Annotated in this window: 16 protein-coding genes and 1 rRNA gene; 10 read left to right on the top strand and 7 right to left on the bottom strand. The window is 35.8% G+C overall.

The features are described from left to right. Window positions 1–35: 35 nt before the first annotated feature. From M0M44_RS18875 to M0M44_RS18865, 3 genes are all read left to right on the top strand, one after another. Window positions 36–224, top strand: coding sequence for a hypothetical protein (locus M0M44_RS18875; protein ID WP_248727081.1), 189 nt, complete (start codon window positions 36–38; stop codon window positions 222–224). Between the two features lie 422 nt (window positions 225–646). Beyond that, complete coding sequence (locus M0M44_RS18870) at window positions 647–1675, top strand: rod shape-determining protein (RefSeq protein ID WP_248727080.1); 1029 nt, start codon at window positions 647–649, stop codon at window positions 1673–1675. A gap of 463 nt (window positions 1676–2138) precedes the next feature. Beyond that, window positions 2139–3176, top strand: coding sequence for a threonine aldolase family protein (locus M0M44_RS18865; protein ID WP_248727079.1), 1038 nt, complete (start codon window positions 2139–2141; stop codon window positions 3174–3176). A gap of 202 nt (window positions 3177–3378) precedes the next feature. On the opposite strand, the gene M0M44_RS18860 is transcribed toward M0M44_RS18865, so the two are convergent. Continuing rightward, window positions 3379–3570, bottom strand: coding sequence for a cold-shock protein (locus M0M44_RS18860; protein WP_248727078.1), 192 nt, complete (start codon window positions 3568–3570; stop codon window positions 3379–3381). Between the two features lie 107 nt (window positions 3571–3677). Between M0M44_RS18860 and M0M44_RS18855 the strand changes: the two genes are divergently transcribed. Continuing rightward, complete coding sequence (locus M0M44_RS18855) at window positions 3678–3983, top strand: alpha/beta fold hydrolase (protein WP_248727077.1); 306 nt, start codon at window positions 3678–3680, stop codon at window positions 3981–3983. A gap of 152 nt (window positions 3984–4135) precedes the next feature. Here the strand turns inward: M0M44_RS18855 and M0M44_RS18850 are convergent, their stop codons facing one another. Then, window positions 4136–4456: a hypothetical protein gene (locus M0M44_RS18850; RefSeq protein WP_248727076.1), complete on the bottom strand. Its 321-nt coding sequence runs from the start codon at window positions 4454–4456 to the stop codon at window positions 4136–4138. Window positions 4457–4823: 367 nt separating this feature from the next. Between M0M44_RS18850 and M0M44_RS18845 the strand changes: the two genes are divergently transcribed. Further along, window positions 4824–5543: a hypothetical protein gene (locus M0M44_RS18845; RefSeq protein ID WP_248727075.1), complete on the top strand. Its 720-nt coding sequence runs from the start codon at window positions 4824–4826 to the stop codon at window positions 5541–5543. Window positions 5544–5804: 261 nt separating this feature from the next. Here the strand turns inward: M0M44_RS18845 and M0M44_RS18840 are convergent, their stop codons facing one another. The 3 genes from M0M44_RS18840 to fdhD form a co-directional block, all read right to left on the bottom strand. Continuing rightward, window positions 5805–6623 (bottom strand): alpha/beta fold hydrolase, encoded by an 819-nt coding sequence (locus tag M0M44_RS18840; RefSeq protein ID WP_248727074.1) that lies wholly within the window; start codon window positions 6621–6623, stop codon window positions 5805–5807. A gap of 224 nt (window positions 6624–6847) precedes the next feature. After that, window positions 6848–9214, bottom strand: coding sequence for an FdhF/YdeP family oxidoreductase (locus M0M44_RS18835; RefSeq protein WP_248727073.1), 2367 nt, complete (start codon window positions 9212–9214; stop codon window positions 6848–6850). A gap of 17 nt (window positions 9215–9231) precedes the next feature. Then, window positions 9232–10104, bottom strand: coding sequence for a formate dehydrogenase accessory sulfurtransferase FdhD (fdhD, locus tag M0M44_RS18830; protein WP_248727072.1), 873 nt, complete (start codon window positions 10102–10104; stop codon window positions 9232–9234). A 324-nt stretch (window positions 10105–10428) separates the two neighbouring features. Here fdhD and M0M44_RS18825 point away from each other — a divergent pair, with 324 nt between their 5' ends. After that, window positions 10429–13686: an AsmA family protein gene (locus M0M44_RS18825; RefSeq protein ID WP_248727071.1), complete on the top strand. Its 3258-nt coding sequence runs from the start codon at window positions 10429–10431 to the stop codon at window positions 13684–13686. 79 nt (window positions 13687–13765) lie between these two features. Here M0M44_RS18825 and M0M44_RS18820 read toward each other — a convergent pair whose 3' ends face one another. Together M0M44_RS18820 and M0M44_RS18815 are read right to left on the bottom strand one after the other, a co-directional pair. After that, a complete protein-coding gene (locus M0M44_RS18820) occupies window positions 13766–14371 on the bottom strand; it encodes an NAD(P)-binding domain-containing protein (protein WP_248727070.1) in 606 nt (201 codons plus the stop codon). Between the two features lie 188 nt (window positions 14372–14559). Next, window positions 14560–15846 carry a hypothetical protein gene (locus M0M44_RS18815; protein ID WP_248727069.1) on the bottom strand — a complete coding sequence of 429 codons (1287 nt, stop codon included), beginning with the start codon at window positions 15844–15846 and terminating at the stop codon, window positions 14560–14562. 303 nt (window positions 15847–16149) lie between these two features. Between M0M44_RS18815 and M0M44_RS18810 the strand changes: the two genes are divergently transcribed. From M0M44_RS18810 to M0M44_RS18795, 4 genes are all read left to right on the top strand, one after another. After that, window positions 16150–16791, top strand: a complete 642-nt coding sequence (locus M0M44_RS18810) for a hypothetical protein (RefSeq protein WP_248727068.1) — start codon at window positions 16150–16152, stop codon at window positions 16789–16791. 358 nt (window positions 16792–17149) lie between these two features. Continuing rightward, entirely contained in the window at window positions 17150–18508 is a 1359-nt protein-coding gene (locus tag M0M44_RS18805) for a DUF3108 domain-containing protein (RefSeq protein WP_248727067.1), read from the top strand. A gap of 597 nt (window positions 18509–19105) precedes the next feature. Beyond that, window positions 19106–19756 carry an outer membrane beta-barrel protein gene (locus M0M44_RS18800; RefSeq protein ID WP_248727066.1) on the top strand — a complete coding sequence of 217 codons (651 nt, stop codon included), beginning with the start codon at window positions 19106–19108 and terminating at the stop codon, window positions 19754–19756. Between the two features lie 538 nt (window positions 19757–20294). Next, window positions 20295–21808, top strand: a 16S ribosomal RNA gene (locus M0M44_RS18795). Window positions 21809–21830 lie beyond the last annotated feature (22 nt).

The raw sequence follows: 21830 nt of genomic DNA, 5'->3' as shown, positions 1-21830 counted from the left end.
TTGCTGAATATTTTACTATTGAAAACGGAACGGCAATGCATTTCAAAAATGCGAGCGGTAAGCCTCAGTTTGATGCACTGCAGTTAGCAATAATGAAAATAGTTTTTTTAAGCGCTGCAAGTTTAAGAATAAAAAAGGTGCAATCAATAGGTGTTTACCCTGTTTTTGCAGGAAAGAAGCTTGAGAAAAGTTTAATTTTCCCAAATCGGCAAGCTAGCCAATAGCATCAGGCGGGATAATTATATGGGATGTGCTGTTTTTCTGCCTAGGAATTTTAATTCCATATTTGAAGGAGAAAAGAATATTGATGCACTTGGTTTAAATGTGCAGTGATATTTGCGAATATTAATTTGCCCTATGAGCTGGACGCTGATCTGTATGCTGGCAAGCCTAATACTTTCAGGGCTTAAAAGGCTTTTGGATGAAATACGATCCAAAGGCAGGGAAGCTCTAGTGGAAAATGTCTGGTCAGCCAACTGTGTTAAAATTCGATTTCAAGTAAAAGATTAATTGTTTGGTTTTTAATGTTTTTTAATCAGTATGTTAGCATTGTTTTGATTGGATTTATATATGATTCCAGCCATTTCATTTTCAGATAAAAGAGAATAAAATTCCCATAGCATCGTTTTTTAATAAAACGATGCTTATGGGTTTATTTGATTTTATGATAGTGGAAATCGCTATGGATTTGGGAACTGCCAACACTTTAATAATTCACGGAGGAAAGATTGTCGTAGACAGTCCTTCAATAGTGGCAAGAGATATCAGGAACGGAAAAATAATTGCTGTGGGTAAGGAAGCCAGTTTAATGCAGGGCAAGACCCACGAGAATATTAAAACTATCCGGCCGCTTAAGGATGGGGTCATTGCGGATTTCGATGCTTCGGAAAAAATGATCAGCTGGTTTATCAGTAATATACCTGAGATAAAGAAAAATCTTTTTAAGCCCGCACTGCGTATGGTGGTCTGTATTCCAAGCGGCATTACGGAAGTTGAAATGAGAGCCGTAAAAGAGTCTTGCGAAAGGGTGAACGGCAAAGAAGTCTTCTTAATTCATGAGCCGATGGCGGCGGCTATAGGAATGGGTCTCGATGTCATGCAGCCCAAGGGGAACATCATTGTGGATATCGGCGGAGGCACTACAGAAATTGCTGTAGTTGCGCTTGGAGGAATCATCTGCGATAAATCCATAAAAATTGCGGGAGATGTTTTTACCGGAGATATACTCTATTATATGCGAACGCATCATAATCTCTATATAGGTGAAGCCACCGCAGAGCAGATAAAAATAGAAGTGGGCGCAGCAATTGAAGCGCTTGAAGATGCTCCAGCTGATATGATGGTGCGCGGAAGGGATCTGCTTACCGGAAAGCCCAAAGAGGTGCAGATCACTTCAAGAGAAATTGCAAGAGCTTTAGACAAATCAATACTGCGGATTGAAGATGCCATTATGGTAACGCTTTCAGTGACGCCTCCTGAGCTGGCAGCAGATATTTATAACACAGGACTGTATCTTGCAGGCGGAGGAGCAATGCTGCGCGGTCTTGATAAAAGAATTTCCCAGAAAACAGACCTGCCGGTCTATATTGCAGAAGATCCCCTGCGTGCAGTGGTAAGAGGCACGGGGATCGTTTTGAAAAATATTGACAAATATAAAAGCGTACTGGTTAAATAGCTACTGCATATGGATCTATCCCAAGAGAATGTCTCGCCATTCGAGCAATAGATCTAAAGCTATTATTTATTTCAAATCTGCGTGTTTCCACTTGTTTTTTAATGGGAAAATTGGGAAGCTAAAAATGGCATTTGCTTTTGTTTTCTTTTAAGGCTGGATATTAACGCTCAAGATTGAGATTGTTTTTACTTTTTCTTTTTATATTTGCTTCAACTGCTAGATTAAAATGTTCTCTGAAAAGCTAGATATTTTTCCAAATTATCGGACACATGACAAACGATGTCTTTTGTAAGATTATGTTTTGTAAAATTTGTACCTTATTTGTACCTCGACATTGCTTAAGCCTTATTAAATAAGGAAAGTTAATTTCTGCATCGGAAAGTAGATTTGGTGCAAGAAATAAATTATTTAGTCGCTTACAGGAAAAGAAATCCATTAGCTTTGCGCTTCTAAATTTTATTTTATGTACAGTTTTAAAAATGATTACTCTGAAGGGGCGCATCCAGATATTCTTAAAAGTCTGGTGGAGAATAATTTTGACCAGCAGAATGGATACGGGGATGATGATTATTCTTTAAAGGCTAAAGAATGCCTGAAAGAAAAAATGAATAATCCTGATGCGTCTATTTATTTTGTTTCTGGAGGAACCCAAGCAAACCTTCTTGTAATATCTGCTTTACTGCGTAGCCATGAAGCTGTCATCAGTGCTGAAACAGGACATGTTTTTGCCAATGAAACTGGGGCAATCGAACTCACCGGCCATAAGGTAATTTCAGTTCCAACACAGAATGGTAAATTAACAGCCGCTGATATTCAGAATACTTTTGACTCTTATCAGCTGAGGCCTCATGTGGTTAAGCCCAAAATGGTCTATATCTCCAATTCCACAGAAATAGGAACTTTTTATAACAAGGCGGAGCTTTTAGAACTTGCAGAGATATGCAGGTCGCTTAACTTATTTCTTTTTATGGATGGTGCTAGGCTTGGCCATGCGCTTACTGCTACAGATAATGATCTTACCTTATCTGATGTTTCGAATCTTACCGATGTGTTTTATGTAGGAGGCACAAAAAACGGCGCTCTTTTTGGTGAAGCTATTGTATTTAAGAATTCACAAGTGTGCAGTGAATTTGATTATATCCTCAAGCAGCGCGGTGCGCTTCTAGCAAAAGGAAGGGTGTTGGGAATCCAGTTCTATGAGCTCTTTAAGGAAGATTTGTATTTTGTTCTGGCAGAAAAAGCCAATAAATATGCTGTGCAGATTGCCGAAGCGATTAAAGAGGCTGGTTATGAGTTTTTAACGCAATCTGGTACCAACCAGATTTTTCCGATTTTGCCCAAAACTGTGATCGCCTCGCTACATGAAAAGTTTGCATTTTATGTCTGGAAAGAGATTGACGAGAGCAAGGCAGCAGTACGTTTAATCACTTCTTGGGCAACGGATCAGAAACATGTGGATGAAATTATAGAGGATATTAAAAAGAGCAGTATTTCGGAATAGTTTAGTGATGAAATAAAGCAGGACAGCACCTTCACAATGGCGACGTATGCTTAAAAAAGGTTTGCTGGTAACTGTTGAAAGAAAAAAAGAGCTGCAGTCACAAATGAAATTCCTGTGAACCACATAATGATAATTAGGAATAATTTAAATAAAAAAGCACCTGTTTTAGGACAGGTGCTTTATAAACTAGTACTATAGTATGTTATGCTATGATTACGTTTACTGCGTTTGGACCTTTACGGCCTTCTTGGATGTCATATCGAACTGAATCGTTTTCACGGATGTTTTCTGATAGACCTGAGGCATGGACAAAAATTTCGTTTCCTCCATCATTAGGAGTTATAAATCCAAATCCTTTTTCCTCATTGAAAAATTTTACTGTACCTTCTTGCATATTAAATATTTAATTTGGTCAAATGTACTCTATTAAATGATAGCAACTTAGAAAATAATTTTTAATTATGTTTTAATTAACTTTAAATAAAAAACAATTACATATTTGTGTATAACTATAGCTCAAAAACATCCAGAGTTGCTGAGGGTTTATATCACTTTCAGTCCTGCTGGAATAAAGCCGTAACTCAAAATCTCCCGAAAGTACTTCCAAAAATTAATTGTTCAATTCATTTTTTCATCGGGAAGAAAGATTTCCAGACCAACCATGTCATTGCAGAAGAATATTTTAAGCATCTCAAAGCGCCAAAGGAGAAAATATTCCTGTTTGAAGATGCTGGACATTCTGTATTTATGGAAAAGCCTGAAGAAATTCAAAAAATAATTATCGAACAAATCCTAGATAAAAATTAAAAGCTGATCATAAATAAAAATAGGAGTCAATTCTAAAGGAAATAAGTAGAAAAAAACGGAATGCCAGAATATGCGCGGTAATTGTTTAATATACTTTCAAATAGATTTCTCCCTCCCTAATCTGTCGTTTTTTTTATTTTTACCCCTTCTGTTTAATAATAAGTTGATTCTACGTACGGATCGTAGATATCTGCATCCCATTGATTATCATTAAACTCATCCAAAAGCTCATCGTCGGATTCTGGATCAATTATGCTTTCGTTTTCGTTTAGGTCATGGGCTGCATGCAAAAACTCACAGTCAAAGTCCGGTTCATCCTCACTTTTATGGTATAAATAGCTTAAAAGATTTGAATTTTGTATATCAGGTTGAATTGCTGTATCTGTGAAATTCATGTCAGATTGTGTGTCCGATTGGGAAACTGATATTACAGCCGGAAAGATTGTTGATGCTTTTTTTATAATGTAATTCATTTTCGTTTTGTATAAATTGTATATGCCAAAAATAATGTGCACTGCAATCTTTTTAGTTATACAATTTTTCCGTGGAGTTATATAATATCTTATTCATTCCTAAAATTTTCATTTTTTGCATAGCATAAGAGAGCAGCATATAAAGTTAAAACTAGACATAGAAATATTCCATGCGGTTAAATGCAAGGCGTATGGTATTTTTTTTTATTTTCGTAATTATCGGATAATTTATGAACAGTTTCAAGTTGCGAAAATAGTACGCTGTAATTCATAAGTGATTTTTTACAGTATAAGAAAAAGCACAGCTCGGTTTTAATTTTAAAAATTACAGAATTTTTGGGTTTGAGGTTTTTAACACTATTATTAAATGATTTACAATAAAGAAAATTTCCCAAAAGTATCTTCTGAACGCCATATTTCAGCTACTCTGTTAATGTATGCGATGTTTGGACTTTTGTGCCTGGCAATGCTTTCTTTATTTATTGGAATACCTTTGAGTATGCAGTTGGAGCATAACAGTCCTTTATCTGAGGGAGAGATAATCTTTGACCTTATATATTTTCCTCTATTGCTTTGGGGTATCTGGATTTTATTTAAGAACTATAAGCGTCAGAAACAGAACAAGGTTATTTCAATTTCTGTGGATCGTTACGGCATGCACCAACACCAGTATAACGGTAATGTCGAAAGCGTTCTATATAAGGATCTGGAAAAGAGTAGAGAAGCCTATGTAAGTGATATCGATAGAAAGATAGGAACAAAATATTCGCCGAGTTATATTTTTGGATTTAAGGACGGTAAGCAGATTCCCATTCATTTTTCCAGAGCTGACAACGGAATGACTTATATCCCTAAAAATAAATATCTGCTGATCGGCCATTTTCTGCAGGGCGCTGTTTTATTTTGTCCGCATATTAAGATTTCTTCGGCGGTCTATGCTGATTATTTTATTAATCCTGCGACTTTTGAATTTAATAGAAAAGCCCAGACAATTACATATTTGCTAGTTTTTATTGTTCTGATCGCAATCCTAGTTTTAATCGATTTATTTATAAAATATACTAAAGGGTTCTCGTTACTATTTTAAAGTGCATTTGAGAGATTTTGAATAGTTAAAATATATAGTCATCAAATTTAGGGCTCTCATTAGGAGTTAGATTTCTTACATTGAATAAACGTAAATTTATAAATAGTGCAGAGCTTTATCAAACGATACCTTTGAGCTAGGTTTACGGTATCAATTTTTGAAGTTAACCGTAAGATCAGAATTTGTACTATAAAAAAAAGGCCATTAAACATTACATCTAATGGCCTTTTATTCCTGTTTTTTGTTTTTACCTGCTGTTTCTTATTTTTTAATAAACTCTAAGATATCTTTATTGATGGTTTCTGCCTCTGTTGTAGGCATGCCATGAGGAAATCCAGGATAAGAAATTAATTTTCCATTTTTCAAAAGAGCAGCAGCTTTAGGAGCCTGATTATATGGAACGATTTGATCATCTTCTCCATGAAGTACTAAGACTGGTATATCTAAACTTTTTAAATCTTCAGTAAAATCAGATTCAGAGAAAGCTTTAATACCTTCATAATGAGCCAGTACAGAACCCATCATTCCCTGACGCCACCAGTTGTGCTTAATTCCTTCCTGAATTGTTTTTCCTTCGCGGTTCCATCCGTAAAAAGGAATAGGGAAATCATAAAAATATTGTGCTCTGTTAAATCCGGTTCCTTCTCTAATTTCGTCAAAAACAGACAACGGGAGACCATCAGGATTTGCCTCATTTTTTATCATGATCGGTGTAACAGCACTAATAATAATTGCTTTTGAAACACGTCCTTTTCCATATTTTGCTGCATAGCGAATTACTTCGCCTCCGCCAGTTGAGTGGCCAATATGAATCGCATCTTTTAAGTCAAGTGCAGTAGTCAATTCTGCTATGTCTGCAGCATAGGTTTCCATGTTGTTCCCTTCTGAACTTTGACCAGAGCGACCGTGTCCGCGTCTGTCATGAGCAATAACTCTATATCCTTGTTTTAAGAAAAACATCATTTGTGCATCCCAGTCATCAGATGATAAAGGCCATCCGTGGTGAAAAACGATAGGCTGTCCTTTTCCCCAATCTTTATAATAAATTTCTGTTCCGTCTTTTACTGTAATTGTACTCATTTTTTTTGGTTTTAAGATTAATAAAATTAAGAGTATCCTAATTTTGGTATTGTTATTAAATTCTAAGCTTTTATTTATTTTATTAGACTTAGATTTCTTTGACAAATTTATGTAGGAAGAGTAGAGCAGTCGATTAACCTAGATTAAGTAATTAATTTTTGTTTTATTAATCTAAGAGAAATGCTCCTAAAAGTCTTCAGCTAAATATTTCTTTTTGAGAAGAATTACATGTGCTTTATCTTTTCATAAATAGCAGGATCGTGTTTTTTTACTTTTATTTTCACGTATTTAGAAGCTGGCATATTGCTTTCTTTCACCACATTATTTACAGAAACCAAAACATTTGTTTCAGGAAAATAAGTGACCGTATTTCGCTCTGGAATTTGGTAAGAGACGATAAGGAATAAAGGGGCAATTCTTTCAATGCCATCATTATAATTAAATAAATCTACTTTATCTCCCGCTTTAAATCCTGCTTTGTCAATATCATTTTGATTCATGAAAATAACACGTCGTTCATTTTTTATTCCCCTATAGCGGTCATCCATACCATAGATAGTAGTGTTAAACTGGTCATGCGTGCGAGTTGTGGCCATCATGTATTCATCTGTTTCCAATTCATTATCCGGAATTTCAGTCAAAGTAAATGCCGCACGATCGGCAGATTCTTTAGCAGTAAATTGACCATGACGTGGAGCATTAGGTAAATAAAAACCGCCTTTTTCGCGAACTCTATTATTGTAGTTTTCAAAACCTGGAATGCAATTTTCGATAGCTTCTCTTACATCATCATAACTGTCGTGATAACGCTTCCAGTTGATAACTGATTTTTCTCCAAGAACTGTCATCGCCATTCGGCAGACAATTTGAGTTTCGTTTATCAATTGATCCGAAATAGGTTTAAGCACCCCTTTAGAAGATTGTACCACGCCCATAGAGTTTTCTGTACTGATAATCTGGACTTCGTTATTTACAATATCCATATCGCTTCGGGAAAGCGTAGGAAGTATAAGAGATTCTTTTCCGTGTATCAAATGACCTCTGTTGAGTTTTGTAGATACACAAACCAGCAGTTTCAGTTTTCGAAATGCTTCTGCGGTATAATTCGTATCTGGTGCCGCCGAAAGAAAATTACCGCCCATACAGAACATAAATTTCACTTTCTCTTCGTGAATGGCTTTTATCGTTCCAACTACATCATAACCATGATTTCTCGGCGGGTTAAATCCAAAATAATTTTGAAGACGATCTAATTGTTCATTTGTAGGTTTTTCATCAATAAGCATGGTTCGGTTTCCCTGCACATTGCTATGTCCGCGAACAGGACAGACTCCTGCGCCGGGTTTTCCTATGCTTCCTTTAATCAATAAAATATTGACAATCTCTCGAATCATGTCAACACCATTTGGCTGCTGAGTAAGTCCCATTCCCCAGCAAACAATAATTCTTTTTTTGAAGGCCAGTATTTCTGCAGCTTCGATAATTAAATCTTTTGGAACTCCAGATAGAAAGGCAAGATGATCCAAGTCTAAATTTTCAAACTGCTTCTCAAAATTTTCAAAACCCGTTGTTTTGTCTTTGATGAATTCATGATCAAAAACTTCTCCTGGGTTTTTCTTTTCCAATTCAATTAGCAAAAGTTCAATAGCTTTTAAAAGTGCCATATCACCATTTATTTTTATCGGAAGAAAAAGATCTGTAAGTTTTCCGCCTGATCCAATTATACCTTTTATAGCCTGCGGATTATGGAATCCCATTAAGCCAGCCTCAGGTAAGGGATTAACTGCAATAATTTTTGCGCCATTTTTTTTGCCTTTTTCTAAAGCACTCAGCATTCTCGGAGCATTCGTTCCTGGATTTTGTCCAATTATCACAATCACATCGGTGTCATAAAAATCTTCTAAAGTAACCGTTCCTTTTCCAATTCCGATTGTAGTTTTCAAAGCGGTCCCAGAGGTTTCGTGGCACATATTAGAACAATCCGGCATATTGTTGGTTCCGAATTCTTTTGCAAAAAGCTGATAAAGGAAGGAAGCCTCGTTACTCGTTCTTCCCGATGTATAAAAAGCAGCTTCATTTGGAGATTCAAGTGCGTTTAAATGTGAAGCAATTTTTGTAAAAGCCTCATTCCAACTTATGGGCTGATAATGTGTGCCGTTAACAGGTAAATACATCGGTTCGGTCAATCTTCCCATTTTTCCAATTTGGTAATCGTCTAATTTTGAAAGACTGTAAACAGAGTTTTCTTTAAAGAAAGCAGCATCAACTTTTTTAGTTGTAGCTTCTTCAGCCAAGGCTTTTGCTCCGTTTTCACAATATTCTCCCAAAGGAGACCGATCATCATCAGGATCTGGCCATGCGCAGCTGGAACAGTCAAAACCGCCCATTTGATTCATTTTAAACAAAGCCTTGCCACCTCTTAGCACTGTTTTATCTTCTATAAGATCGCTTACCGCGGCCATAACTGCAGGAACGCCGGCAGCCCATTTTTCTACTTTTGTTAATTTAAGTTTCGAAAGTTGGTATGGATTTTCGGCTTCAGGTAATTTATTGGTTAAATCATTTGTATTTTGTTTTTGATCTTTCTTCATTGTGTTTGGTTTAATGGCTATTGTGTTACGATTACAGTTTGTTCCGATGAATTGTATATATTCAATCGGTTTTCTTTTAGAAATCCTAAAAGTGTAATATTAAACTCTGCCGCAAGTTCTACGGCCAAACTTGATGGAGCACCAATAGAAGCAATGATAGAAATTCCTGCCATTGCCGCTTTTTGGATTAACTCAAAACTTGCTCTTCCGCTTAGAAGCAAAATATGTTCATTTAATGGGAGTGATTGATTTACAAGAGATCTTCCAATCAATTTGTCTAATGCATTATGTCTTCCAACATCTTCAGTTAAAAGAATCAAATCGCCTTGAATATTAAAAAGTCCTGATGCATGAAGACCGCCAGTAGATTCAAAATCGCTTTGAGCTATTCTTAATTTTTCGGGTAATTGATAAAAAACAGTTGCATTAATCTGGATTTTCGGTCTTATTAAATTTCCAAATGGGCTTACCGTTTTTATAGATTGAATCGAACTTTTTCCGCACACCCCACAACTTGAAGTAGTGTAGAAATTTCGATCTGTCTGCATCAAATTTGGAGTAAAACCTTCTTTAAGATCGACCTGAACAATGTTTTGTTTTTGTGACAGACAATTCATTTTTATTGCAGAAGCATCTTGAATATCTTCAAAAGAAGTAATAATTCCTTCTGTAAACAGAAAACCAATCGCGAGATCAATATCATTGCCCGGAGTTCGCATGGTAACCGAAATATTCTTTAGGATTCTCTCTGAATTAGAACCATAAGAAAGCCTTATTTCAAGAGGTTCTTCAACAGAAAGTGTATCTAAAAACGATGCGGTTCCGTTGTTTTCTATTCTTTGGACACTTACGTGTTTGATGGAAACTAATTCCGTATAATTTATTTCCATGGTGTTGTAATTGAAGTTGTTACGTAAATTTAATTAAAAATAGGTTCAAAAAATATACTTTCATTCATTAATTGAGAGAATACTATTCCATTTTTATATTAAATTCTCGACCTATTTATTTCACAGTTTTGCTCATCAGTTGCAAGAGATTGGCAAACTTGACCGATAAGAGGCATAATTAATTTAACAAAATGTTCTTTTGAAAGCCTATCTGAGAAATCAATAAAATTTTTAATTGTTATTTTTGAGTTAATATCTCAATCAAGATTTTTTCTTGACAGCTAAATCTATATTTTTAAAATCTTAAAACGATACCCCAAAAAAATGACTAAGAAGTTCCTAAAGAAAGCTGCAATTAGTATTACCACCTTATTTCTACTTTTAATAATTGTGCTAACAATTGTTCCGTATGTGTTCAAAGACGAAATAACAGCTAAATTAGAAAGTATAGCTAATGAGAAACTAGATGCCGAAGTTCGTTTTGATCAGATAGGACTTTCTGTTTTTAAGCATTTTCCGGCATTGACCATTTATGCTAAAAATGTCAGCGTATTAAGCAAAAAGAAACAGTTTGAAGCAGCAAGTGTTGTAAAGGCGGGAAGGGTATCTGCAGGTCTGAATTTTTACAGTTTATTGAAGGGAAAGATTGTTTTAGATGCCGTATATCTTGATGAAGCAGATTTAAATCTAGAAATAGATTCTAAAGGAAATGCCAATTTTAATATTGTCAAGCCTTCTAAATCTGTAGATACAGCAAAGACAGAATTTAATATTAAAAAGGTTGTTATAAAGCAAACTAACATATCATACAATGACAGAAGTGCACTTTTAAAATTTAAGGTTCAGGATTTGAACTATAAAGGCAAAGGTGATTTAAGTGCAGATTTATTTGATCTTGATTCGAATGTAAAAATAAAATCATTCGATTTTAGCTTAAACGGTGTTGATTATGTGCGAAACAAACCGATCAATGCTGAAATAATCACTTACATAGACGCTAAAGCACTTAAGTTTAAATTTGAGCGTAATGTTATCCGCATTAAAAATTTTCCGTTCTCATTTAATGGCCATTTTGCATTTATAAAAGGCGGCTATGATTTTGATCTGCGTATGCAGTCTAAAAACTCTACCTTAGAAGAAATGCTATCCCTTGTGCCTCCAGCCTACGATAAGTGGCGTGAAGAGATGACAATTAGCGGTAATATTGATTTTAGGATTTTTGCACGCGGAAGGTATATGCAAGACCTTTCAGAAAAGCCAATTGTTTCTGCTGACTTACAGATTAATAATGGTACAATTGCTTATAAAAGAATAAAAGATCCGGTTAAAGATATCAATATATCAGCCAAAGCAGTGGTTAAGGATTTAGACATTAATAAATTAAAGTTTGATTTAGATAATCTGTCGTTTAATCTGGATAAAAAGAAAACGACAGTTAATTTTTATTCTGAAGGCTTCAAAAAGCTAAAAATTAAAACGACTATAAAAGCAGATTTAGATTTGGCAAAATTAAAAGAGGCCTTAAATCTTAACGAGAATGATATTCGTGGAGATATTACCTTGGATTTAAAAGCCGACGGCATTTTTTTAAGAGATTTAGGTTTTAGCCCGCGTTTAAATAAAGTAGATACGATCATTAAAAGCATCCCTAAGTTTCAGCTGAATCTTAGCTTAAAAAATGGATATGTTCAAAACATAAAGAAAAAAGATGCAATTAAAAATATCAACCTAAATCTAGCGGTAACAGCTAAAGACAGTATTTTGCGAAACGTTTCGGCTAAAATAGACAATTTGAATGCTGAAGCTCTCGGCAATTTTGTTCGAGGACGCTTCGAACTCCATAAATTATATCCTTTTACTGTAGATACCGAATTGGAATCTAAAATTAATCTGGCAGAAGTGCATAAATTTTATCCTCTAGACAGTTTAGAAGTTAGGGGAGATTTAAATTTAAAGGTAAGTATGCATGGAATTTTAAACAGAAAACAAAAAAAATATCCATCCTCAAAAGCAGTGGCAAGTATTAAGAATGGCTATTTGAAATCACTCAAATTTCCAAATATGCCAGTTGAAAATATAAATCTAAACGCAGCAATAGCAAGTGATAGAGGTACTGGAGAAGATTTAAATGTAAAATTGCAGCAAGCTGAATTTGTTTTAGCAGGATCGCCTTTTAAAGTGCAAGGAGAGGTTAGTAATCTTTACGATTTGGTTTACAATATAAAAACTCAGGGAACTTTGGACGTTGGTAAATTAACCCAGATATTCCCCATTAAAGATTTGAGCATTTCGGGAGTTATCCAGACCAATCTTATTGCTAAAGGATCTAAAAAAGATATAGATGCGAAAAATTATGAGAATATTAAAAATGGAGGTAAGCTAGAAGCACGGAATTTAGTGATTAAGAGCACCATGTTTCCTGAGCCCTTTGAGATTTCTAAAGGAACATTTAAGTTTTTTAAAGATAAGATGCGTTTTGAAGAATTTAATGTCACTTACGGTAAATCTGATATTGTGTTAAATGGATACATACATAACATTTTAAGGTATGTTTTTAATAGAAAATATCTACGCGAGTCTAACGAAAAGCTCAAGGCAGATATTAATCTATTTAGTAATCAGATTGATGCAAACGAGTTTTTTGATATGATTGCAAAGTATACAGACCAGAAAGTCGAAGAAGAAGTAGGTCAAAAAACGGATTCTATACCTATAAATACAGCTCCTAAGAGCAGCAATGCAAAGAATAAAAACTATGTAATAAGAATTCCTAGCAGCGCCGATTTAAAAATCGCTGCAAAAGTCAATAATCTTCAATTTGATACTTATAAGATTAAAGATTTTGCGGGAACTCTAGTGGTTAATGATCGTAAAGTTCAGGTAACCGAAGCGGCGTTTAACATGGCTGGGACTAAAATAGCAATGACTGGCGATTATAAAGCGCAGCATCGTCGTTTAGCGAAGTACAATGCGAATTTTAAGGCTAGCAATTTTGATATCCAACGCGCTTATGCTGAGATTCCTATTTTTGCCGAATTGGTAAGTATGGCTAAAGATGCGTATGGCTTGGTTTCGGTTGATTACCAGCTGGGAGGAAGTATCGATCAGAATATGGATATCGATTTTAAATCTATTGAGGGTGAAGGAACATTAACCCTGGAGGATATTAAATTTAAAAATTTCAAGCTTTTAAACCATGTAGCCAAAAAAGCAGATGCTGCCGACTTGGAGAAAGCAACTTTTAATAAAATTGCTATTCATTCGGCAATAAAGAACAATGTAATGACCATAACGCCAACAACCATGAAAATGGCTGGTTTTAGAGCGAAGCTAGAAGGACAGGTTACTATGGATGGAAAAATAAATGTCGGGTTTCGTGTAGGGTTGCCACCAATGGGACTTATAAATATTCCGATGAAAATTACTGGGACGGCAGATGATTTCGAAATTTCGACTGGCAAGTTTAAAGAAGACGCAACTTTTGCAGAAGAGAGTGAACTGAAAAATTTACGTCCAGAACGTCGCAGGCCTAGAGAGAAAGATTCTTTGAACACATCACGTTCAAACGCTGAAAATCCTTAAGACAATAATTAAGGGTATAGATTTTAACAGCTATTTTGTGTTTCTGCATCATTTCGTTTTATAAGTCTGCAAAGAAAAATCAGTTTGATCTGTATTGATTCTGATACCAGATATTAAGTAAACTGTTCTTCTTGTGAAGAAGGACAGTTTTCTGGGATTTTAATCTTGAAGAAAGGTCAAATGGATTGAACCCGAGGTGTTTTAGAAAAGTTTTGACAATATTTTTTGAAGGTATATGGTCTCCTGCAAAATAGATTTCATCTTCGGTTTTTCTTGCGTGCAACGTTTTTTGTGGTTCCAGCATTATCGGGCTGAAAAGCTTTAAAACATAAGCTTTAGGTAGGAGCGAAGCTGTAATCTGAAAAGTAAGAGCGCTGGTAATACTTGACACTAGAAGTTTTGGATTAAAAATCAGTCCGCTGGTATGCACGATGATTTTGCCAGTCATATCTGGTAACATTCCAATGGTTTTCTCAAGATCTTCTCTCGGAACAAAAAGTATCATAACATCTGCTATAGCAGCTTCTTGAAGTGAAACTAGCCTAGCATTGCTTATACTTTCAGTCGTTTGCCGTATGAAGGAGTTACCGCGAGGATGATGAATAAGGATTTCATAACCTGCAGATGAGGCTCTTTGTGCCAGTTCTAGTGTAAGACTTCCAATGCCAATAATTCCTATTTTCATACTTTTGTCTTTTTAATATTACTATCTATTGAAAAATATATATATTAAAGTTATTATAAGGATTTGATTTGCAGTAGAGTATTTCTACCTGTTTTTGAAATTATTGCAAGACATGGAAGTTTTAGGTGCAAAAAAAAAGGAAACAGCTTAATAGATGTTTCCTTTTAATTTATAATATTTTAAAAAAATTATTTGCCACTCGATGCAGTAATCTTTCCTATTTGAAGCCTAAAGTCAGGTCTTTTTGCATTGTAAATATCAACAAAAGTCTCTTTATTGTCGGTTTGTGAGTATACATTTGAAAATATAGTATTGCCGTACCAGTTTTCTAAATCAGAATTATCGGCATTATTTTCTGTAAAGATATTACCTGTACACTGGTTGAAAAACATTTCTTCAAACTTGATTTTCTTTAAGTTTTCACCATTTACTACTGTTTGGCTGTCTAATAAAACAGCAGGATTGAATCCCGAAATTACGCTTCTTTTAAGCTCTAGAGTAGCATTGTCAGCTACGTAAACAGCTTCTTTTATAAGACCAGCCTGAATGTCGGCTTTGATGTTTTCACTGTCGTTTAGAAGAGTAAGGTTTGAAGCTGAAACGAAAGTAGATTTTCTTGTAAAGTCTGTTTCGCTTTTCTTTTCATAGGCTTTAACTTCCAAACATCTAGAACCATCTCTGTTACTTGATAAATAAGAAGATCTAACTGCTAATGAATTATAAAGACGGCATTGCGTTCCTTGCGTCATTTTAAAATCATCATTTATAGATTTGTATGAAACCAGTTGTGAAGCATTAAGATCTCCGCCATAAAAAGCAAATGAATCACCTCCTGAGAAGCTCACCATAATGTTTTCTAAAACCGTTTTGTTTCCAGCTCCTGCAACAGTTAGTCCATTAAAGCTATCTGCTCCTTTTACTTTTCGGCCAGCAAATTCAATACGAATAAATTTTAATACTCCAGAGCTGCTAGCTGCATTGTCTCCTCCATATGCAGTAAGAGAAGGGTCAAGATCCATTGTATAAGATCCAGCTCCGCCAAATTTATTTATAGGGGCATCTCCTAAGACTACAAGACCACCCCAGTCGCCTGCTTTTTTCATGCTAGCGTTTGAAGTGAAGATGATAGGATCAGTTTCCTGTCCCTCTGCCATAATTTTGGCTCCTTTTGTTATGATAAGAGTTCCTTTGCTTGCTGCATCGCCAATAATTACCGTACCTGGATCAATTGTCAGAACGGCGTTATTTGTTACATATACATTTCCCTGAAGGATGTACACGTTTTTTTTCATCAGTTTGGTGTTCTGTGTGATATTTCCAGCCAGTATTTGGTTGGCATCTTTAGACTCCGTTTTCTGCGGCTTGAATTCTGTCCAGTTGTCCAGCCAGTTCGCATATCCGATAATTCCCTTTTCCTGCTGTGCGTTCACGCCTGCGGCAAGTAGCAGACAGATCATTAGAGTAATTTTTTTCATAGTCTTGGGGCTATTTGTAATGGTATTTTTTTGGCTCTTTTAAAACTGATTATAATGTTTTTTGCTTTTGTAATAGCTGAGATAAATATCTGATCAGCGACTAAAAGGAAATTTTAAATCTTTTTTCTGAAGAGCTTCTAACAAAAATAAGCAAAAAGATCAGACTTTACAGGGCTTTATTAATATTTAACATTTGTTGAAGCTAAGCTTAATATGTGTAATGTCTTTCTTCCTTCAATATTAATTTAATTTTGATTTTTTTAAGCTAAAAGCAATACATTTGATTTTATTCGAATTATAAAAATGGGACTAGATTACGATTACAGAATATACATCAAGAGAGAAAGGCTTAATGGTGCTTTACAATTCATTTATGAGCATTCAGAAAAAGAGAGAGCATCATTTGAAATAATCAATAATCAGCTGTACAAAATTGACCGTTATGCTAATGGAGAAATATCCAAAACCTTACTTGAAAACTTAGGAATAAATCAGAGGGTAGATACCTGTATTTTAGTAGAAGAAGATCATACGATAATAGAGTATTATCTGTATGATTTAGCTCAAAATTATACTCCCGATTCTGCTGATGAATCTGACTTTATCGATTATTATAAAGGTGCTGATGGAAAATGGTGGATCGGCAATGTTGAAATTTACATTAATGATTATTCTTCAAGAATAGAGGATTGTATCGAAATTCAATTCTGGGCTGTGACCAGTGATATGAGTCGTCTTTTTGCTAAATCAAAATCAATTGACAAATACTTTAAAGAGTTTTGCAGAGCTACAGAAGCAGATTATGGTTGTGTTTATATGGAGCACAGCGGATACAGACTTATATGGGCAAAGGGGAAAGAATACAATCTGACAGTACCAATTCTTTGGAATAGTTTTGAAGAATATGGTTTTGTTAAAGTAATAGGTGATATTTTAAAACTATAAAACATTTGGAGACGGTGCTGCAAAAGTAATCACTAGCTGCATTTGTATAAGATTCTAACGTTAAACAAAATTTAAATAGGAGTTGAGTTAAGAGTTATAATTGGTCATAATCTAACATTGAAAAAGATTATGGACTTTCCCTGTCTGTTGGATCAAAAAAACACAGAACTAAAAGAAGCTTATACGAAAGAAATTCAGAGTAAATTAGAATTCAATATTTCTCGCAAACAAGCATTAGCAAATATACATTTAGATTTTAGAGCGCTATTATAGGTAACCCAATAGAAATTACCATGAAATCAGGTATTTTATTTTGTGTATGATGTCTGTAAATTTGTTCGCAATCAAAATAATGACAATGAAAGGCAATATTATATATAGTGATACATCAAAAAAAGATAGGTTTTTAAAAAATGGGACATTCAATTTGATAAAAACTCTTTTTTATGTACTGTTTCTGTTTCCATTTATGGCAGTAGGACAAAAAGCACTTGTTCCTGGCGGTAAGGACATCAATACAAAGTATATCAAGCCAGAAAAATCACTCTACACTGTTTATTATGTCAAAGATACCGAGTGGAAGAATATGGGAGCATTAACTTATGATATAACTTTGGCTAATAACCAATTAACGTTAAATAATACTTTTACCCCAAAAGACAACGGTAATCCTACCACGCGTATTAGTACAGCAGATGCGCAAACACTTAGAGCTATAAGTTATGCCGATGAAACCAAGAATGCAAAATTAAATCTGAACTTTGCTGAAATCATTACGGGTAATTTCTATTCTAAGAAAACTAAAAAAGACAAAAAACTAAAGCTTCAGCCTAAGGAAGAATATTTTGACTTCAATTGGTCTGATCATTTAATTACAACACTGCCATTAGATGTCGGATACAAAGCCCGTTTTCCACAGTTTTATTATAATGATGGGTCAGATGTGCTTGTAGAATATTACACCATCAAAGAAGTGAAAAGTTTTATCTACAATTCTCCAAGAACAGGTAAGCACGAAACTTGGCTTGTTTCCGTTTTAGAAGAAAGCACAAACGCTACTTATAATTATGCTATAGACAAAAAAGATCATCGTCTATGGCAGCGTGAAATGTCTATGGCTAATGGAATGTGGGAAATTACAGTTAACGAAGAGTTGGATTATCAGCCTATTAAAAACAAATTTAATAAGGAGGAGGTTACGAGGCAAATCTCCAATGGTAATAGTGTTATAATTGGAACAGCCTATGCAAGATCTGATTCAGGTAAAAAATTGGGCGGATTGGTAAATACAGCTAAGAAACAATATGCGCCAAGAGGTACAGAAATTACACTTTTTCCAAGTTCAGCTTATTATGAGGAATGGGTAGAGGTCAACAAGAAAATTCGCAAGCAGAATAAAATGCCAGAAGTGCCTTTGAATAGTGATTTTGGTTATGCTATCAAAAAAACTAAAGTTTATGACGATCAAGGACATTTCGAGTTTATGGATTTAATGCCAGGGACTTATATTGTTATGGTTAGCTTTGATTTTACTAACTCCTACAATTATTCATATGTATCTGGATATACAAACTACTACAATTATTATGGATACCAAGGTTCCACAACAAATTATGGTACAGCAAAACAATCCTACTCCGATAAGGCTAATATTGAAAAACGAGTGACTATAGATAAGGATGGCGATAAAAAAGAGGTAAACTTAAAAGAGATTTAAGCAAATTAGTTAAGCAATAAAGTAAGAGAAGATGTGAAAAAGGAATCTGTTCCTCTTTTTATAAAGTGCCAGGTGCAGTGGACATTAATCGTGTCTTAATTATTCACAGAAGATCTGGGATTTATAATAATTATCAAATGAAGATTAAAACAGCTCTCGGGCTGTTTTTCTATTTTATAATGCTTGTAAATAGAAATGAAGGAATCAGCTCAAGTTTGGTATTGGAGATATTTAAAAAGATAGGCAGTATGGAAAGACAAAATCTGACAATCAAGGAATGTGGAAAAAACCAGAGTTTGCTATTATGCATGTTTAGCCTAGTAAGAGAGATATGAGTAAGAGTTACTATTTAAATTAACTAAGGAATTATGGTTTGTATCAGTGCTGTAACTTATTCTCTGATGTTTTAGTTAAAAAAATGGTTTCATTTTATAATTTGCAACATGATAAAACTTATTTTATGATGTTAAAATGTTTTTGTAAGATAACTTTGAGACGAGTTAATGGATTATTATGACTATAAGTGCTACATCATGAAAAATCCCCGAATGTAGCCACCATGCAAAACAATAATTGTATAAATTAAATCTTGAAATTATGAAAAAGTATCATTTGTTAGTTGTCGTTTTTTTCTTTTCGCTGGGAATGTCAGCACAAAGCGCCCAGTCATTTTTACTTAATTTGTATGGAGGGTATACCTTTTCTGATAGGGTAGACTTTGACTCCTCTTACGGAAAAGTGGAAGATGGTTTTGAATATGGATTAGGTTTGGAATATTTTATAATGGATAATGCTTCAATAGAATTAAAGTATAACAGACTTGATACAAGGATGCCTTTGTATACAAAGATTGCTTTAAATGAAGGGTCTATTCCTTCAGGGACTCAAGTGAATGCTGGAGACGATAAAGGCGCCATCAATTATATATTGGCGGATTATACTTATTATTTTGGTTCAAGCTCCCAAAAGGCGCTTCCATTTCTAGGAGCAGGTTTAGGAGTTGCGATTTTAGAAACGCCAAAGAGCGGTAGCGGAACTTATTTTGCTTGGGAAGTTAAGGCTGGTGTAAAGGTGAAAACGAATTCGCCATTATCAATTAATCTCCATGCTTACCTGCAATCAATGTCGGCAGCTGTAGGATATGATTATTATTGGGACTATTATTGGGGACCAGTAGCAGTTACTGATTATGCATCAACATTTCAATTTGGACTAGGGGCTGCGCTTAGTTACGATTTCAGCAAATAATAGCAATGCTTCATTAAATTGTTTAAAATAGCTTGAGAATCTCTCAGGCTTTTTTAATTATGTCTATTGAGTGTTTGTTCGCACAGCGTCTTCAAGCGATTAGGAATGAATTTTTAATAGTGACAGAAGAGTTGTTTTCTGTAAATACGAAGAGAATAGCTTTTTTAAGCTGTTGATTCAATAAAAACAGATTTCATCAAGTGCTATATTTGCTTTAAAAAACTCAAAAGTAAGAAAAAACCTTTGTTTTATTTGGAAATTTTTAAATTTAAATATTATGTTATCAGTGAGTTAAGAAAAATTGAAAAAAAAGTTAGAAAAAAACTCCTAGTGAATGCTTGGAAATCTAAATAAAGGTTCTACTTTTGCACCCGCTTTGCAACACAAGTGAAGCTAAACAAAGAAACACACGTTCGTAGACATATTGAATTGACAGCCGTTCTGAAAGAGATTTCAGAACAAAAAGAATAAGAGCAGTAGAGTCGGAAGATTCGAAAAGAACCGATAGGAAAAGCATCGCATAATAATATTAAAATATACGATGAAGAGTTTGATCCTGGCTCAGGATGAACGCTAGCGGCAGGCTTAACACATGCAAGTCGAGGGGTATGGTTCTTCGGAGCCAGAGACCGGCGCACGGGTGCGTAACGCGTATGCAATCTGCCTTTCACAGAGGGATAGCCCAGAGAAATTTGGATTAATACCTCATAGCATAATCGGACCGCATGGTTTGGTTATTAAAGTCACAACGGTGAAAGATGAGCATGCGTCCCATTAGCTAGTTGGTAAGGTAACGGCTTACCAAGGCAACGATGGGTAGGGGTCCTGAGAGGGAGATCCCCCACACTGGTACTGAGACACGGACCAGACTCCTACGGGAGGCAGCAGTGAGGAATATTGGTCAATGGGCGCAAGCCTGAACCAGCCATGCCGCGTGCAGGATGACGGTCCTATGGATTGTAAACTGCTTTTGTACGGGAAGAAACACTGATTCGTGAATCAGCTTGACGGTACCGTAAGAATAAGGATCGGCTAACTCCGTGCCAGCAGCCGCGGTAATACGGAGGATCCAAGCGTTATCCGGAATCATTGGGTTTAAAGGGTCCGTAGGCGGTCTTGTAAGTCAGTGGTGAAAGCCCATCGCTCAACGGTGGAACGGCCATTGATACTGCAGGACTTGAATTATTGGGAAGTAACTAGAATATGTAGTGTAGCGGTGAAATGCTTAGAGATTACATGGAATACCAATTGCGAAGGCAGGTTACTACCAATTTATTGACGCTGATGGACGAAAGCGTGGGTAGCGAACAGGATTAGATACCCTGGTAGTCCACGCCGTAAACGATGGATACTAGCTGTTGGGCGCAAGTTCAGTGGCTAAGCGAAAGTGATAAGTATCCCACCTGGGGAGTACGAACGCAAGTTTGAAACTCAAAGGAATTGACGGGGGCCCGCACAAGCGGTGGAGCATGTGGTTTAATTCGATGATACGCGAGGAACCTTACCAAGGCTTAAATGCAGACTGACCGATTTGGAAACAGATCTTTCGCAAGACAGTTTACAAGGTGCTGCATGGTTGTCGTCAGCTCGTGCCGTGAGGTGTCAGGTTAAGTCCTATAACGAGCGCAACCCCTGTTGTTAGTTGCCAGCGAGTCATGTCGGGAACTCTAACAAGACTGCCAGTGCAAACTGTGAGGAAGGTGGGGATGACGTCAAATCATCACGGCCCTTACGCCTTGGGCTACACACGTGCTACAATGGCCGGTACAGAGAGCAGCCACCTCGCGAGGGGGAGCGAATCTATAAAGCCGGTCACAGTTCGGATCGGAGTCTGCAACTCGACTCCGTGAAGCTGGAATCGCTAGTAATCGGATATCAGCCATGATCCGGTGAATACGTTCCCGGGCCTTGTACACACCGCCCGTCAAGCCATGGAAGCTGGGGGTGCCTGAAGTCGGTGACCGCAAGGAGCTGCCTAGGGTAAAACTGGTAACTAGGGCTAAGTCGTAACAAGGTAGCCGTACCGGAAGGTGCGGCTGGAACACCTCCTTTCTAGAGCCTTAGCGTTAGCGGC

Origin of the sequence: Flavobacterium humidisoli (assembly GCF_023272795.1) — a bacterium.
In the GTDB taxonomy this organism is placed as follows: Bacteria; Bacteroidota; Bacteroidia; order Flavobacteriales; family Flavobacteriaceae; genus Flavobacterium; species Flavobacterium humidisoli.
The sequence above is the reverse complement of the archived record's forward strand: the minus strand, read 5'-3'. Positions and strand labels throughout refer to the sequence as shown.

Coding starts and splice junctions, on each gene's coding strand:
- M0M44_RS18805 (WP_248727067.1), top strand. CDS start 17,150: ATGAAAGGCAATATTATATATAGTGATACATCAAAAAAAGATAGGTTT.
- M0M44_RS18825 (WP_248727071.1), top strand. CDS start 10,429: ATGACTAAGAAGTTCCTAAAGAAAGCTGCAATTAGTATTACCACCTTA.
- M0M44_RS18800 (WP_248727066.1), top strand. CDS start 19,106: ATGAAAAAGTATCATTTGTTAGTTGTCGTTTTTTTCTTTTCGCTGGGA.
- M0M44_RS18820 (WP_248727070.1), bottom strand. CDS start 14,371: ATGAAAATAGGAATTATTGGCATTGGAAGTCTTACACTAGAACTGGCA.
- M0M44_RS18840 (WP_248727074.1), bottom strand. CDS start 6,623: ATGAGTACAATTACAGTAAAAGACGGAACAGAAATTTATTATAAAGAT.
- M0M44_RS18835 (WP_248727073.1), bottom strand. CDS start 9,214: ATGAAGAAAGATCAAAAACAAAATACAAATGATTTAACCAATAAATTA.
- M0M44_RS18870 (WP_248727080.1), top strand. CDS start 647: ATGGGTTTATTTGATTTTATGATAGTGGAAATCGCTATGGATTTGGGA.
- M0M44_RS18875 (WP_248727081.1), top strand. CDS start 36: ATGCATTTCAAAAATGCGAGCGGTAAGCCTCAGTTTGATGCACTGCAG.
- M0M44_RS18845 (WP_248727075.1), top strand. CDS start 4,824: ATGATTTACAATAAAGAAAATTTCCCAAAAGTATCTTCTGAACGCCAT.
- M0M44_RS18850 (WP_248727076.1), bottom strand. CDS start 4,456: ATGAATTACATTATAAAAAAAGCATCAACAATCTTTCCGGCTGTAATA.
- M0M44_RS18815 (WP_248727069.1), bottom strand. CDS start 15,846: ATGAAAAAAATTACTCTAATGATCTGTCTGCTACTTGCCGCAGGCGTG.
- fdhD (WP_248727072.1), bottom strand. CDS start 10,104: ATGGAAATAAATTATACGGAATTAGTTTCCATCAAACACGTAAGTGTC.
- M0M44_RS18860 (WP_248727078.1), bottom strand. CDS start 3,570: ATGCAAGAAGGTACAGTAAAATTTTTCAATGAGGAAAAAGGATTTGGA.
- M0M44_RS18865 (WP_248727079.1), top strand. CDS start 2,139: ATGTACAGTTTTAAAAATGATTACTCTGAAGGGGCGCATCCAGATATT.
- M0M44_RS18810 (WP_248727068.1), top strand. CDS start 16,150: ATGGGACTAGATTACGATTACAGAATATACATCAAGAGAGAAAGGCTT.